Origin of the sequence: Arsenophonus sp. aPb, from assembly GCF_029873475.1 — a bacterium.
Lineage (GTDB): Bacteria > Pseudomonadota > Gammaproteobacteria > Enterobacterales > Enterobacteriaceae > Arsenophonus.
In genome coordinates this window covers 1,946,246-1,961,469 of sequence record NZ_CP123499.1, presented here as the reverse complement: position 1 = coordinate 1,961,469, position 15,224 = coordinate 1,946,246, and the positions used below count along the sequence as shown (strand labels likewise).

Below are 15,224 nucleotides of genomic sequence, written 5' to 3'. Positions count from 1 at the left end.
TACCACTGTTAGAAAAAACGCGTAGTCAAACTAGAGCAGGCTACCGTCGTGAGGAATGCTATTATGGCGCAATTATCTATTTTTTCACCTGTGCCAATCGGTCATGGTTGCTGTATTATTAATGACTACGGAGCGTTCAGCTTCGAAAATACTTTATTCTCTCATTTCTCTTTTTTCTCAGCCTATAGGCCTGAGCGAACTCTTCCTTATAACTATCGATTAAGTCATAATATCAAGACAAAATCGGAAGTTGTGGGAGGTTTTGCCCATGTCAAATAATATCTCATTAGCTCTCAGCAAAGAACCGACCGAGATAAATAATCGTGCTCAACTAGCTAAGACATTAACTTTAATCCAGGTTGTCATGATGGGGTTGGCTTATTTGCAGCCAATGACGGTTTTTGATACTTTTGGTTTAGTGTCATTAAAAACTGATGGGCATGTTCCCTCCTCTTATATTATTGCTTTGATTGCTATTCTTTTTACCGCATTGAGTTATGGTAAATTGGTAAAACGATTTCCTTCTGCCGGCTCGGCTTATACCTATGCGCAAAAATCTATGAATCCACATATAGGTTTCATGGTGGGGTGGTCATCTTTGCTTGATTACTTATTCATGCCGATGATTAATATATTGTTAGCTAAAATTTATCTTGAAGCTATTTTCCCGGGCATTGCTCCCTGGATTTTTGTGGTCGGATTAGTTTTATTGATGACTATTTTTAATCTACGCGGTATCAATTTAGTCGCTAATTTAAATACGATTATTGTTATTATTCAAATCGCCGTCATGCTCGTTTTTTTAGCGGTTCTGATCCATGGATTATCTAAAGGCGAAGGCTCTGGCCAGATTTGGTCATGGCGACCTTTTACCTCTGAACAGGCACATTTAATTCCGATGATCACCGGGGCGACGATTTTATGTTTTTCATTTCTCGGCTTTGATGGCATTAGTTCACTATCGGAAGAAACACCAAATGCAGGAAAAGTGATCCCAAAAGCAATTTTTTTGGCGGCATTAATTGGTGGTTTGATTTTTATTGGCGTTTCTTATTTTTTACAGATGTATTTTCCTGATGTTTCGCATTTTAAAAAACCTGACGAATCACAACCAGAAATTATGTTATATGTTGCTGGTGCTCTTTTTCAGTCTATTATTTTGGTTTTTTCTTGTGCAACCGTCTTAGCATCAGGCATGGCTGCCCATGCAGGTGTTTCGCGACTCATGTATGTTATGGGTAGAGATGGTGTTTTCCCTGAACGCTTTTTTGGTTATGTTCATCCAACATGGCGAACCCCAGCTTTTAATGTTATTTTAGTTGGCATATTGGCATTAACGGCAATTTGGTTTGATATGGAAATTGCGACAGCGCTGATTAATTTTGGTGGATTAATTGCGTTTACCTTTGTTAATCTTTCGGTTATTTCGCAATTTTATTTTAGAGAGCGTCGTTGCCATACTTGGCGAGATAAGTTTAACTACTTAATTTTACCTATTATGGGTGCTTTAACCGTATCTGTGCTTTGGATTAATTTAGAGAAAACCTCCATGTTATTAGGGATGGTATGGGCAGCGGTGGGTATTTTTTATATGGCAATTATCACCCGCCGTTTTCGTCGACCATTACCACAAATGAATGACGCTTAGTGATCACAAAAATTAACGCTATTGATAGTTTCTATGCAGCAAAGGCCAATTATTTGGCCTTTGCTGTATTGGGCAATTAGTTTTGTATTGTATGGTATCAATAAAATTAACTGGCGAGCTGATTAGCATAATCCACCAACGCTTTTAGTTGCTGGCACTTCTCTTTATTTTCTTGAAGTTCGGCAAATAATTGCTCGATAGTTTGCAGATATTGGCTTATTTTCTCGCTAGTTAATCTATCGCGGCGATGGTGTAACCAGGCAAGCTGTTCTTGTTCTGTCAGTGTGGCCGGATAGTTTCGTGCACGGTAACGGAAGAAAAGTTGCTTCATGCGTGGATCGTCAAATTTGAGATCTAATGCGGGTAAATTTTGCGGTAAAGTTTGACGGATAATGGCCATTGTTGAACGATCATTATCACCAAAAAAACCGGAATATAGCATAGCATCTACATCAGTTGCGCCAGAAAAAGGTTGCGTCTCAGTAAATAGCCGAATAACTTTATCTCGCACTTCACTATGTTGTCGCAATATGGCTAAATTATTCTGACAAACATCCAGATCAAGTGCTATGCGCTGTGCATCTGCTGTTCGCAGTGTGTTGGCCGGAGCTAGAATTGGACATTTATTAATATGTATCAGTTTAATAGGAATGGCTAATTCACCGGCTAACTCGGCCTTAGGCGTATATAAACGTTGCCTGAGTGTATCACTATCTAATGTTAGCAGTGGACTAATATCTGCGGCTAGATCACAGGCAATAATCGCATTACGGTTTTCGGGATGCCAAGCGAGTGGGGCAATTAGGCTGGTATTGGCTCGCATTGCACCAAACATGCCAGAAACATGAACTAGCGGCGTCATTGCAATGATATCAATCAAATGCTTAACTTCATTTTTATTTCTTAATTGAAAGAAGTAATCAAACATCCTCGGCTGTGCTTGCTTAATTAATTTTGCCATTTCGATAGTCGCAAAAACATCCGCTGTTGCATCATGCGCATTTGCATGTTCAATACCGTTTGCAACAGTTAAATGTTCTAGTTTAAAACTGGGGAGTCCCTCGTCATTGCTCGGCCAATTAATACCATCAGGACGTAACGCATAGCAGGCGCGTAACACATCCAGTAAATCCCAACGCGAATTACCTTGCTGCCAACTATAAGCATAAGGATCATAAAAATTACGATAGAAAATATGGCGAGTGACTTCATCATCAAAACGAATATTGTTGTAACCAAGAATACAACTATTGGCTATGCTAAATATGCTATGAATTCGTTTAGCAAATTCTGCTTCATTTATGCCATGAGCTATTGCATATTGGGGCGTAATACCGGTGATCATAACTGCTTGCGGTTGAGGAAGATAGTCATCGGCAGGAGCACAGTAAAAAATTTGTGGTTCTTCGATAATGTTGAAATTTGAGTCAGTCCTAATGCCCGCAAATTGTGCCGGTCGATCGAGAGCAGGATGCTGCCCGAAGGTTTCATAATCGTGAAACAGAAATGAGGTTTTTTGCTTACTGGCCAAAATATTTTTCCAATTTTATGTAGCGCAATATATTGTTTAATAATATTAAAATATTCTAATCTGACAATGAATGTTTTTTTGCTGTATGCGTTGACTTATTTTTAGTTACTCATTGATGAGCCCATCTGGGATCAATTTTGCATTTAAATTAACCGCAAAAATAATCTGTCAACGGATAATCGAGCTGAATATCACCATTCTGCAATCAATTATTATTGTATTGGTGTTAATCTTGAGGATTTTTCTTATTTGTAATTATTGGGTTAATTTAATTTGGGTTGTTGATAACAGAAAATTAATAAAGGCAAAAGAGTGAATTTATTATCAACGCAAGGATAATAAAACATAGTAAAAATGCTAGCAATTGGCTTGTTTCAATCAGTTAATCGCCGTATCGTATAGTTTGTTATTCATAATGCATATGTTTTATTGAAAGGTATAAGAAATGACAAGTAAAAATAAGCAGTCATTCCAAAATGTACTGGAGTTCGTACGTATGTTTCGTCGTAAAAATAAAATCAAACGTGAATTGGCGGATAATGAAAAAAAAATTCGTGATAATCAGAAGCGAGTTTTACTGTTGGATAATTTAAATGAATACATTAAAGAAGGCATGACCATAGAAGAGATCAGAGCAATAATAGCTAATATGCGTAGTGATTATGAAGATCGTATCGATGATTATAATATTAAGAACGCAGAATTATCAAAAGAGCGGCGGGAATTAACCCAAAAATTAAAAACCAGATCTGATACCAGCAACCAATAATACTGGCAAGACTTGATTAACCCCCCTGTAACACTATTTTACTACTGGGGGGCGTTAATGGTTATTTTATATTTAAATTTGAATCTATTAATGGGCTGGTTTGTTGATAAGTTAGTTTATTTTCAGCAAAATTAGACAGCACTATAGCAATATCTTGCCGTGTAACCAAGTCTATTGGTGGATAGTTGGTGATTACCTGTAGCAGGTAAATCAAGCGACTCGCCAGGCAGAAGGATAGTATAATTTAATTAATTGATTTTTAGGTAGCTCTTTTGATTTATGACGTATTGCCATATCAAAAAGCGCTTTAGCTTTCGATGAAAGATATTTCCATCTATCATCACAGTCAACAGAAGTCACTAGTAATAACCGTTTAATATTTAACATTTTGGCTAATACTAATAATATTAAGATTGCTTGTTAGGGAGTTATTACTGCCAAGAGTACTAAAAATAATACTGTTATTAGGAATATTAGCAAAAGTATTTTTTATGTCACTATATTGGTAAGCATCTTCTACCATGACTTGTGCGCCAATTTGTGTTTACAGTGTTATATATTTTACATTACGAATAAAAGCAATCATTCGATGATCTTGTTGTAGATCCATATTGTACAATAAGATAACCAATCCCTTTGTCTGCGCCAAAAACAATCCATTGAAACTTATTTATTGCTGATTTAATTAATAGGAATATTTATTCTACTAAAAGGACTTTAATATAAAAGGTGGGTAAGTGAGTTATTAGTTAATTTTCAGAATAAAAAATGCCCAAATTCGGGCATTTTTTATTGATTATTATTTAGGTTTAAACATTTTGGATGTGGCAACATTTGTTGCAACATGACCCCCTGCACCATTTTTGCCATGGAAAGTAATTGCAGGTCGTACATAAGTTTTAATTTCTAAATAGCTTTCAGTAACTTCTGGCGCCGGAGCTTTTGTGGTAGGGGCAAAGGAAAAGCCGGTTTTTTTGCCTGATTTTAGCGTGGCAGTTTTTTCCTTACGATTATTGGTTTTTTTTGCAATAACATCGGTCACAGAAGATATATTTGGCTCAGCATGGCTAAAATTTTCATCCGATGGGATGGCTATTTTTTCCTGACTAATTTCATGGACTAAATGTTCATCCTTTTTAATCTCATCGCCTATAAAAAATTCATCATTAACTGATTGACCATTTTGGCGCTGATCTGCACCACCACCACTTTGTCCTCGATTTTCGACCACGATATCAGGACTGTTTTGAGGCATGACTTTGGTTTCATCAAGTGGTTGACAAGCTTTTTCATTTTGTTCAGTAGCTTGTGTCTTTATGGGAATAAGCAATATTTCCGCAGAGGGTAGAGAGCTCTCTGCCATCGTTGATTGGTCAGTCAAAGGCTCTATTTCCGTTGATTGAACCACTTCACTAATTGACGCTGTTTTTTCATCAGCTTCAACATTATCGATGATGTCATTACAGACAATTGGATTAGCAGAAGGTGCTGTTTTTTCACTAATTGTCATCATATTTTTGCTATTTGATGACATTTCATGGGATTGATTTAATTTAATCGGATACTGGATCCAGACTTTACCTGAAGATAATTCAGGAGAAGCAACAGCCATTTTTAATGGTACTAATGATTTGTCCTGATGTTCATCACGGTAGCGACGACGTCGTTGCCCGCTCACACGTAGGTGACGGGGAGATCGTCTTGATCGCCGCGGAATGATCGTGTCTTGTCGTTCATTAGTATAATTGCTGGATGCTTCTTGAGATTCGGCCTGTTCTGGGACATGCGGTATATCTATTGTTTTTTGTTTCGCTGTTGATTCAGTTGGCATAATAGGTGCGTCAGTTAACAAAGTAGTCACTGCGTCTTCGCCATTTGTAATCGGCAACTTAATATCCTGATATTCTTTATCAATAGGTAGTTTTTGTTGCTCAGTGACGCTATTTGAGATCCGCACAGATTGCATCAGTTGACGCTGTTGACGGCGGGGAGGGACAACGACCGTTTTTTCCGTCTCAGTCTCTTTCTTATCTAATGGTTGGGTCTTTGTCTCAAGTTGCTGCTGTCGTTTTTCTTCCTGACGACGCCGACGTTCAGCTCGTTGTTCGCGACGCTGTTGCTGAGTTTCACGTACAGCGCTATCTTGAGTTTCATTAAAATGACTTTTCTGATTACGACTCTTACGCGGTTGTGGATCATCGGTATGTCCACGATTTTGGCGGTTATCTATATTGTCATTCTGTTCACGGCGTTGAGTTGGCCGACGATTATTACGTCGTTCACTATTACGTCGTTTGTCATTGGTGTTTTTCGATTTTTTTGCTGTTTCTTCAATAGGTGGTTGTGATTCAGTAAATAATTTTTTCAAGAAAGAGGTAATTCGATTAAATAGACTTATTGAAGTCTGCTTGTTAGTTGATTTACTCTGTTTACTTGATTTGCTCTTAGCAACCACGGCATTTTTTGTATCTGCTTGAGATTGGAGAGCAAAAGTAGAAATAGCCGGTTGTTCAGGTAACTTTTTCTCACCAGCGGCATCATCTATTAGATTATTGGTTTCAGCTTCGTGGTATTGCGCGAGATAGTAACTTAATGCTGAAATTTCTTCACCTTTGCGAATGCGAATCACATTGTAATGAGGTGATTGCATCTGATCGTTAGGAACAATAATGACACGTATATTATGTTGCCGACGCTCTATTTCATTGACAGATTGGCGTTTTTCATTCAGTAGATAAGAAGCAATTGGTACCGGTACAATTGCGTGTACTTCATGGGTATTTTCTTTTAACGCTTCTTCTTCGATTAAACGTAAAATAGAGAGTGAAAGTGATTCATTATCACGGATTGTTCCTGTCCCGCTACAGCGAGGGCAAACGTGATGACTGGATTCACCCAGTGATGGACTTAAACGTTGGCGTGACATTTCAAGTAGACCAAATCGTGATATCCGAGCGATTTGGATACGTGCTCGATCTTGGCGTACGGCTTCACGCAGGCGGTTTTCAACTTCACGCTGATGGCGAACGGGTGTCATATCAATAAAATCGATAACAATCAGTCCACCTAAATCCCGTAACCGTAATTGGCGGGCAATTTCATCCGCGGCTTCTAAATTGGTGTTGAATGCGGTTTCTTCAATATCGCCACCACGGGTAGAACGTGATGAATTTATATCGATAGCAGTTAATGCCTCAGTGGTGTCAATAACCAATGCACCACCCGACGGTAAACGAACCTCACGTTGAAAAGCGGACTCGATCTGTGACTCGATTTGATAATGGCTAAAAAGCGGAACATCTCCACTATAGTATTTGATTTTACTTGCAAAATCGCCACGACCAATCGCTTCAATATGATGGCGAGCCATGTCAACAATTTTCGCATTATCAATCAATATTTCACCAATATCAGGTCGCAGATAATCACGAAAGGCTCGCACAATAACATTACTTTCTTGATGAATCAGGAAAGGCGCGGCTCGATTTTCCGCTGCTTTTTTTATTGCTTGCCAATGTTTGAGACGATATTGTAGATCTTGCTGTAACGCTTCCGCTGATTTACCAACACCAGCAGTACGGACAATTAAGCCCATCCCATCGGGTATCTCCAATGAAGATAATGCTTCTTTCAGTTCTGTGCGATCTTCACCCTCAATCCGGCGTGATATTCCACCTGCGCGAGGATTATTTGGCATTAAAACAAGATAGCTACCCGCTAAACTAATAAAAGTCGTTAGCGCAGCCCCCTTATTTCCTCGTTCTTCTTTATCAACCTGGATTATAACTTCCTGGCCTTCTTTTAAAACATCCTTTATGTTAGGACGACCATTAGGTTGATAATGACTAGGGAAGTATTCACGTGCAATTTCTTTAATTGGGAGAAAACCGTGCCTTTCTGATCCATAGTCAACAAATGCTGCTTCCAGACTAGGTTCTATACGGGTAATTTTGCCTTTGTAAATATTTGCTTTTTTTTGTTCGTGTCCGGGATTTTCAATATCTAGGTCATAAAGACGTTGCCCATCAACAAGAGCAACGCGCAACTCTTCTTGTTGAGTTGCGTTAATTAACATTCTTTTCATTATAAATACTCATTATTCTACTAAGTCAAAAAAGTTGCGACTAAAAATGGTTACTGTTGACCGATGGTTTCGTGACTTTTACAAAATCGTCAACCTCGCGGTTGTCGGTTGTATTGAAACGCAATTTTTCGGTGAAGCTACGTTTAAATAAAATGCTGCATTCTTAAATTAGTACTGTTGCTGAATTTATTCGTTCAATGTACAGTTTAGCTAATCCAGTAAACCTTTGTTCACAATTCAATAATTTATTTTGATTTTACACACCGTCTTACACCATTGCTGCGTTTATGTGTCATCAAAATAAAATAGGTAGATCTCAAATTACGCCAACGCTTGTTTTAATAAACATTATGGCAACTGTCCATTATTCCATTGCTTATGGGTAGATATCAAGATAACTTTTGCTGTTTATTGCTTTTTTATAGGGAAAAATGTGAAAAAAATGCATTTGACAAAGGAATTGACAAAGTTTAAGAAAAAAAGGCGGAAACAAGGTATCATAATATTCGGTCGCAATATTTAACAAACTAAAATGTTAACAAAATGTTATAATTAAATAATGAAAATACAGAATCAGGTTCAATTTGTTACTATCGATAATGATGAAGCAGGCCAACGTATTGATAATTTTTTATTGACACGTTTAAAAGGCGTTCCTAAGAGTATGATTTACAGAATTATTCGAAAGGGTGAAGTAAGAATAAATAGTGGTAGAATCAAACCTGAATATAAAATTCAAGCGGGAGATTTAATTAGGATCCCACCGGTTCGGCAGGCAGAGAAACAACAGAATGTTATTTCGGCTAAATTGGATAAGGTAGCCGCACTCACTGATTGTATACTTCACGAAGATGAATATTTGCTGGTTTTAAATAAACCTTCCGGTATGGCTGTTCATGGTGGTAGTGGGGTAAATTTTGGTGTTATTGAAGCTTTACGTGTATTACGTCCTGAAGCACGTTTTTTGGAACTTGTACATAGGTTAGATCGCGAAACATCGGGTGTTTTACTGATAGCTAAAAAACGCTCTGCGCTTAGGGTTTTACATCAGCAGTTACGTTTGAAACAGATGCAAAAACAATATCTTGCGCTGGTAAAAGGGCAATGGCCGTCACATATTAAAGTTATTCAGGCTCCTTTATTAAAAAATATTTTACAAAGTGGCGAACGGATAGTGAAAGTTGATGCCGATGGTAAATATTCAGAAACCCATTTTAAAATTGAAGAACGTTTTTATAATGCAACTTTAGTCAAAGCCAGTCCAATAACGGGACGAACACATCAGATTAGGGTACATGCACAATATGCAAAGCATCCTATTGCCTGTGACAACCGTTATGGTGATCTCGATTTTGATAAACAGTTAACGATTACCGGTTTGAAACGACTTTTTTTGCATGCGAGTTCATTAATGCTTATCCATCCGTCTAGTGGGGAAAAATTAACTTTTAACGCCCCTTTAGATCAACAACTTAAAAACTGTTTGGCAATATTACGTAAGCAATAGTGCATAGCCAATCAAATTCGCAAACCAGGTTGAATTATTAACCGGTTTGCTTTTTGTATGTAGTGATATCGTTAATTGAGAGGGTTGATGCCGTGAGTGCGTAGCATATTGATTAAACTAATTAAAGGTAACCCAATTAAAGTATTAGGATCCTGTCCAACAAGTTTTTCAAATAGTGTGATGCCTAACCCTTCTGACATAAAGGCTCCCGCGCATTGGTAAGGTTGTTCTTTTATCAGATAATTTTCAATTTCCGTATCATTCAAATGGCGAAAATAGACGGTGAAAAGTTCACATTTGGTCTCGTATTTTCTAGTTTCACTATCAAATAAACAAAGGCCGGTATAGAAGGTGATTTTTTTGCCAGAAGCTTGCTTAAGTTGTTTGATGGCCGCAGTATGAGTTAATGGTTTTCCTATTATTTGATGTTCTAGCAGACCCACTTGATCAGCACCTATTATTAAATGGGTCGGATATTTAATCACTAATGATTTTGCTTTTTCAGTGGCTAAACGAGTGACGAGAGAAGTTGCCGATTCATTGATTAATGGGGTTTCATCAATATTTGGAGCATCGGCAGTAAATGGTAAGCCTAACTTTTCTAGCAGCTGATAGCGTGAAGATGACATTGACGCCAATACAATTGATTTCATAAAATATCTAAAATGCGTAGCTAAATGAAGTAAGACATTTTAAACTAAATAGAGCTTAAATAGCGAATGTTTGATGGAAAAACAAGCAAAAGCAGCCTTTTCCTTTGACTATGTCTCATTACAAAGATAATATGCGCGCCTTATGCAAAAGGTAAAATTGCCCTTAACGATTGATGCGCTTCGCGCAGCACAAAAAAAATTGGATTATTCAGGATATTATTCACCTGAACAAGTTCTGCGTGTCGTAGAATCAGTAGTAAGTATAGATAGTGATGTAACTAGTGAACTATCGTTTGCAATAGATAATCAACATTTAGTTGTCATAAAAGGCGATTCTGATGTTGATGTCACGTTAAAATGCGAACGTTGTGGTAAAAATTTTAACCATCATGTTCATGTAACTTATTGTTTTAGTCCTGTCATTGATGATGAGAGGATTGCGTTACTACCCCAAGAGTATGAGCCAATTACTGTTGATCAATTTGGTGAAATAGATTTGCTAGCAATGATTGAAGATGAAATAATCCTCTCTTTGCCGGTGATTCCGGTTCATAACTCTGAACGCTGTGAAGTGTCCGACGCGGATATGGTTTTTGGTGAGTTGCCTAACGAGGCAGAAAAGCCAAATCCCTTTGCCGTATTAGCTAGTTTAAAAAAAAGTACTTAAGGAGTAAGGTCAATGGCCGTACAACAAAATAAACCCACTCGTTCTAAACGTGGTATGCGTCGCTCACATGATGCATTGACAACTGCTGAAGTGTCAGTAGATAAAACTTCTGGTGAAACCCATTTGCGTCATCATGTGACTGCTGATGGCTATTACCGTGGTCGCAAGGTTATTAATAAATAATTGTTGTTGATTATTAAACGATTAATGCCTTGGCTAATTTAATCCTAGCATTAGATGCGATGTGTGGGGACAAAGGTCCTCATATCATTGTGCCTGCTGCATTGCAGGCACTTGCATCTAACCCTCAGTTAAGATTATTACTGGTCGGTATTCCCGAAATTTTAAACCCACTGCTTGCAGATCAGCGTGCTGAGCTGCGTGATCGTTTGCAAATTATACCTGCAGAATATGCTATTGCTAATGATATCAAGCCCTTACAAGCAATTAGACAAAGTAAAGGCTCATCAATGCGCATTGCGTTAGAATTAGTGAAGTCGGGTCAGGCTCAAGCATGTATTAGTGCTGGAAATACTGGTGTGCTTATGGGGTTAGCAAAACTCCTATTGAAAACAATAAATGGTATTGAAAGGCCGGCGCTAACAACGATTTTACCAAATCAAAAACAAGGTAAAACTGTTGTACTTGATTTAGGCGCTAATGTTAACTGCAATAGTCAAATGCTAGTACAATTTGCCGTGATGGGATCAGTAATGGCTGAAGAGATTGCACATATAAGCAATCCACGCGTAGCGTTATTAAATATCGGTGAAGAGGAAAGTAAGGGCTTAGATAATATCCGCGAAGCCGCCTCAGTATTAAAAGCAACACCTTCTATAAATTATATTGGTTATGTAGAAGGTAATGAGTTATTGACGGGTAAAGCTGATGTATTCGTTTGTGACGGCTTCGCAGGTAATGTGACGTTGAAAACAATGGAAGGTGTAATACGCGTTATTTTATCTTTAGTAAAGTCTTCAACTACAGAAAATAAGATCTCATCGTGGCTGATGAAGTTGATTAAACCTTGGTTACAAAAACGTATCACAAAACGTTTTGGGCACCTGGATCCTGATCAATATAATGGTGCTTCACTTTTAGGATTACAGGGTATTGTAATTAAAAGTCATGGAGCGGCAAACCAAAAAGCATTTAAGGCTGCAATTGAACAGGCGATTCAGGCGGTAGAAAAGCAAATTCCTAATAGAATTGCGACTCGCTTGAATACCTTACTACCCAAGAGTGATTAAAGCAAAATGTATACAAAAATCTTAGGTACTGGCAGTTATTTGCCTGTACAGATTCGTACGAATGCTGATTTAGAAAAAATGGTAGATACCTCTGACGAATGGATAACTACCCGTACAGGTATTAAAGAACGCCGCATTGCAACAGAAGAAGATAACGTATCTACAATGGGGGCTAAAGCTGCGCAAAAAGCGTTGGTAATGGCCGGCATCGCAGCTAATGAAATTGATTTAATCATTGTCGCAACGACTTCTTCGACTCATGCTTTTCCCAGTGCAGCGTGCCAAATTCAGCAAATATTAGGTATTCAAAATTGTGCCGCATTTGATGTTGCTGCGGCATGTGCTGGCTTCACTTATGCATTAAGTATTAGTGATCAGTTTATTAGAACTGGAATGGCAAAGAAGGCATTAGTTATCGGTTCTGATGTATTATCTAGAGTATTAGATCCGAATGATCGTAGTACACTCATTTTATTTGGTGATGCCGCGGGTGCAATCGTTGTCGGCTGTTCACAAGAGCCAGGGATTTTGTCAACACATTTACATGCCAATGGTAATTATGGTGATTTGCTAACTTTACGTCATCAAGAGCATAGTGAACACTCAGAACCAACTTATGTGACAATGGCGGGTAATGAGGTTTTTAAAGTAGCGGTGAATGAATTAGCTAATATTGTGGATGAAACATTAGAAAAAAATGCGCTAGATAAATCAAAATTAGATTGGTTAGTCCCTCATCAAGCTAATTTACGGATAATTCAAGCAACAGCAAAAAAATTGGCTATGCCAATTGATAAAGTGGTTATTACTTTGGATAGACATGGTAATACTTCAGCGGCTTCAGTACCGACAGCATTTGATGAAGCTGTCAGAGATGGCCGTATTCAGCGAGGGCAAATGGTATTGCTTGAAGCATTTGGTGGCGGTTTTACTTGGGGTTCAGCGCTGATCCGTTTTTAAGTTATACAGGAAAATAAAAATGTCTAATTTTGCAATGATCTTTCCTGGCCAAGGTTCTCAATCTCTAGGCATGTTAGCTGATTTAGCGAAAGAGTTTGCTGTAGTAGAGGAAACGTTTGCTGAGTCTTCTAATGTCTTGGGATATGATTTGTGGGATTTGGTTCAGAATGGCTCGCAAGAGGAGTTAAATAAAACTTGGAAAACGCAGCCAGCACTTTTATCCGCATCTGTGGCAATTTTTCGAGTATGGCAGGAAAAAAAAGGCAAAATGCCTAAACTTATGGCAGGCCATAGTTTAGGTGAATATTCTGCATTAGTTTGTGCCGATGTCATCGATTTTAAGTCCGCTGTCAAATTAGTAGAACTACGCGGGCAATTGATGCAAGAGTCTGTGCCAGCAGGGATGGGTGCTATGTATGCAATTATTGGTTTAGATAATGAATCGGTATTAGCATCGTGCCAGCAAGCTGCAGAAGGTCAAGTCGTTTCGGCTGTTAATTTTAATTCACCTGGCCAGGTTGTTATTGCAGGTGAAAAGAGTGCTGTTGAGAGAGCGGCAATCTTATGTAAAGCTGCTGGGGCGAAACGTACTTTACCATTGGCTGTCAGTGTACCTTCACATTGTGCATTGATGCAGCCTGCAGCAAAGAAATTAGCACAAGCATTAGAAGCAGTTGTGTTTACTAAACCTAACATCGCTGTTGTAAATAATGTCGATGTTAAAATCGAAAATTCGGTAGAGGGCATTCGGCATGCTTTAGTCAGACAGTTGTATAATCCTGTACGCTGGGTTGAAACCATCGAATTCATGGCGGAGCAAGGGATCGTGCAACTATTAGAAATAGGGCCAGGTAAAGTATTGACTGGTTTAACTAAGCGCATTGTGAGTACGATTAATTCAGCAGCAATTAATGATACGGCATCATTAAACGCTGCGTTGATAAATAATTGAGGAAAACATGAGTTTTGATGGAAAAATAGCCTTGGTAACTGGAGCGAGTCGTGGTATCGGGCGATCAATAGCTGAACTGCTGGCTGAACGTGGTGCAAAAGTAATTGGTACCGCTACAAGCGAAGAAGGGGCTAAGGCGATTAGTAGCTATCTTAGTGATAAAGGTAAAGGTTATGTCTTGAATGTGACAGATACTGAATCTATTGATACTACTCTATCTAAAATTCGTGAAGAATTTGGTGAAATTGATATTTTAGTCAATAATGCAGGTATTACCAGTGATAATCTATTGCTGCGAATGAAAAAAGAAGAGTGGAATAGCGTTATTGATACAAACTTAACTTCGATCTTTAGTTTATCCAAAGCTATAATGCGTTCAATGATGAAAAAACGTTATGGTCGCATTATCTCTGTTGGTTCAGTGATCGGTACAGTGGGTAATATTGGACAGGCAAATTATGCAGCGGCTAAAGCAGGTGTTATCGCTTTTAGTAAATCGTTAGCGCGTGAAGTTGCTACCCGTGGTATTACGGTGAATGTTGTTTCTCCTGGTTTTATAGAAACGGATATGACACGAGCATTGACAGATGAACAGCAAGCAGGCATTTTAGCTAATGTTCCTGTGGGGCGGCTCGGTGATGCAAAAGAAATTGCCAGTGCTGTAGCATTCTTAGCTTCTGATGAGGCGGCTTACATCACGGGTGAAACATTACATGTCAATGGTGGCATGTGTATGATTTAAAAACCAATGAATCATTTGCATGATTAATGCTAAAATAGCATATAATAATGCGAAATCAGGTTCGAATAGCCAGGATTGGGTTGTGCCTTTCCTGTATCTAAACTACGAAAATCATCGTGAAAGCGAGTTTTAATAGGAATTTAAATAGTATGAGTACTATAGAAGAACGTGTTAAGAAAATAATTGCTGAACATTTAGGTGTTAAACAAGAGGAAGTCATAAATAATGCTTCATTCGTTGAGGATTTAGGTGCAGATTCTCTTGACACTGTTGAACTAGTAATGGCATTAGAAGAAGAGTTTGATACCGAAATTCCTGATGAAGAAGCAGAAAAAATCACGACAGTGCAAGCAGCTATTGATTATATCAATAGTCATAAAGGATAAGCTGTAAATTTAATTATAGAGAGCTTTTATGCACATATTCAGGCGGTCGATCGACCGCCTATATTTTCACCAAAA

The 15,224-nt window shown here is 38.2% G+C and carries 15 protein-coding genes; 11 read left to right on the top strand and 4 right to left on the bottom strand.

Features of this window, described 5'->3' with window-relative positions; genetic code table 11:
- Nucleotides 1-48: 48 nt before the first annotated feature.
- Together QE177_RS08765 and QE177_RS08760 are read left to right on the top strand one after the other, a co-directional pair.
- Complete coding sequence (locus QE177_RS08765) at nucleotides 49-279, top strand: hypothetical protein (protein WP_280548822.1); 231 nt, start codon at nucleotides 49-51, stop codon at nucleotides 277-279.
- Nucleotides 269-1,648 (top strand): APC family permease, encoded by a 1,380-nt coding sequence (locus QE177_RS08760; protein ID WP_280548820.1) that lies wholly within the window; start codon nucleotides 269-271, stop codon nucleotides 1,646-1,648. The genes QE177_RS08765 and QE177_RS08760 overlap by 11 nt, the downstream gene beginning before the upstream one ends.
- Before the next feature lie 106 nt (nucleotides 1,649-1,754).
- Here QE177_RS08760 and sbcB read toward each other — a convergent pair whose 3' ends face one another.
- Nucleotides 1,755-3,182, bottom strand: a complete 1,428-nt coding sequence (sbcB, locus tag QE177_RS08755) for an exodeoxyribonuclease I (protein ID WP_280552251.1) — start codon at nucleotides 3,180-3,182, stop codon at nucleotides 1,755-1,757.
- Between the two features lie 442 nt (nucleotides 3,183-3,624).
- On the opposite strand from sbcB, the gene tmaR reads away from it, so the two are divergent.
- Entirely contained in the window at nucleotides 3,625-3,948 is a 324-nt protein-coding gene (tmaR, locus tag QE177_RS08750) for a PTS system regulator TmaR (RefSeq protein WP_280548818.1), read from the top strand.
- Between the two features lie 210 nt (nucleotides 3,949-4,158).
- On the opposite strand, the gene QE177_RS08745 is transcribed toward tmaR, so the two are convergent.
- Both QE177_RS08745 and rne read right to left on the bottom strand, forming a co-directional pair.
- The gene (locus tag QE177_RS08745) at nucleotides 4,159-4,335 is read right to left on the bottom strand and encodes a hypothetical protein (protein ID WP_280548816.1); all 177 of its coding nucleotides are present in this window, start codon (nucleotides 4,333-4,335) and stop codon (nucleotides 4,159-4,161) included.
- 412 nt (nucleotides 4,336-4,747) lie between these two features.
- Nucleotides 4,748-8,032: a ribonuclease E gene (rne, locus tag QE177_RS08740; protein WP_280548814.1), complete on the bottom strand. Its 3,285-nt coding sequence runs from the start codon at nucleotides 8,030-8,032 to the stop codon at nucleotides 4,748-4,750.
- Between the two features lie 559 nt (nucleotides 8,033-8,591).
- Between rne and rluC the strand changes: the two genes are divergently transcribed.
- Nucleotides 8,592-9,539, top strand: a complete 948-nt coding sequence (rluC, locus tag QE177_RS08735; protein ID WP_280548812.1) for a 23S rRNA pseudouridine(955/2504/2580) synthase RluC — start codon at nucleotides 8,592-8,594, stop codon at nucleotides 9,537-9,539.
- A gap of 71 nt (nucleotides 9,540-9,610) precedes the next feature.
- Here the strand turns inward: rluC and QE177_RS08730 are convergent, their stop codons facing one another.
- Complete coding sequence (locus QE177_RS08730) at nucleotides 9,611-10,192, bottom strand: nucleoside triphosphate pyrophosphatase (protein ID WP_280548811.1); 582 nt, start codon at nucleotides 10,190-10,192, stop codon at nucleotides 9,611-9,613.
- Nucleotides 10,193-10,334: 142 nt separating this feature from the next.
- On the opposite strand from QE177_RS08730, the gene yceD reads away from it, so the two are divergent.
- From yceD to acpP, 7 genes are all read left to right on the top strand, one after another.
- A complete protein-coding gene (gene yceD, locus QE177_RS08725; RefSeq protein WP_280548809.1) occupies nucleotides 10,335-10,859 on the top strand; it encodes a 23S rRNA accumulation protein YceD in 525 nt (174 codons plus the stop codon).
- 12 nt (nucleotides 10,860-10,871) lie between these two features.
- Complete coding sequence (gene rpmF, locus QE177_RS08720) at nucleotides 10,872-11,042, top strand: 50S ribosomal protein L32 (RefSeq protein WP_026822220.1); 171 nt, start codon at nucleotides 10,872-10,874, stop codon at nucleotides 11,040-11,042.
- Between the two features lie 29 nt (nucleotides 11,043-11,071).
- The gene (gene plsX / locus QE177_RS08715) at nucleotides 11,072-12,109 is read left to right on the top strand and encodes a phosphate acyltransferase PlsX (protein ID WP_280548802.1); all 1,038 of its coding nucleotides are present in this window, start codon (nucleotides 11,072-11,074) and stop codon (nucleotides 12,107-12,109) included.
- Between the two features lie 6 nt (nucleotides 12,110-12,115).
- Nucleotides 12,116-13,069 carry a beta-ketoacyl-ACP synthase III gene (locus QE177_RS08710; protein ID WP_280548800.1) on the top strand — a complete coding sequence of 318 codons (954 nt, stop codon included), beginning with the start codon at nucleotides 12,116-12,118 and terminating at the stop codon, nucleotides 13,067-13,069.
- Nucleotides 13,070-13,088: 19 nt separating this feature from the next.
- Nucleotides 13,089-14,021 (top strand): ACP S-malonyltransferase, encoded by a 933-nt coding sequence (gene fabD / locus QE177_RS08705; protein ID WP_280548798.1) that lies wholly within the window; start codon nucleotides 13,089-13,091, stop codon nucleotides 14,019-14,021.
- Nucleotides 14,022-14,028: 7 nt separating this feature from the next.
- Nucleotides 14,029-14,763 (top strand): 3-oxoacyl-ACP reductase FabG, encoded by a 735-nt coding sequence (gene fabG, locus QE177_RS08700; RefSeq protein ID WP_280548796.1) that lies wholly within the window; start codon nucleotides 14,029-14,031, stop codon nucleotides 14,761-14,763.
- A gap of 149 nt (nucleotides 14,764-14,912) precedes the next feature.
- On the top strand, nucleotides 14,913-15,149 hold the full coding sequence (gene acpP, locus QE177_RS08695; protein ID WP_280548794.1) for an acyl carrier protein: 237 nt from the start codon (nucleotides 14,913-14,915) through the stop codon (nucleotides 15,147-15,149).
- Nucleotides 15,150-15,224 lie beyond the last annotated feature (75 nt).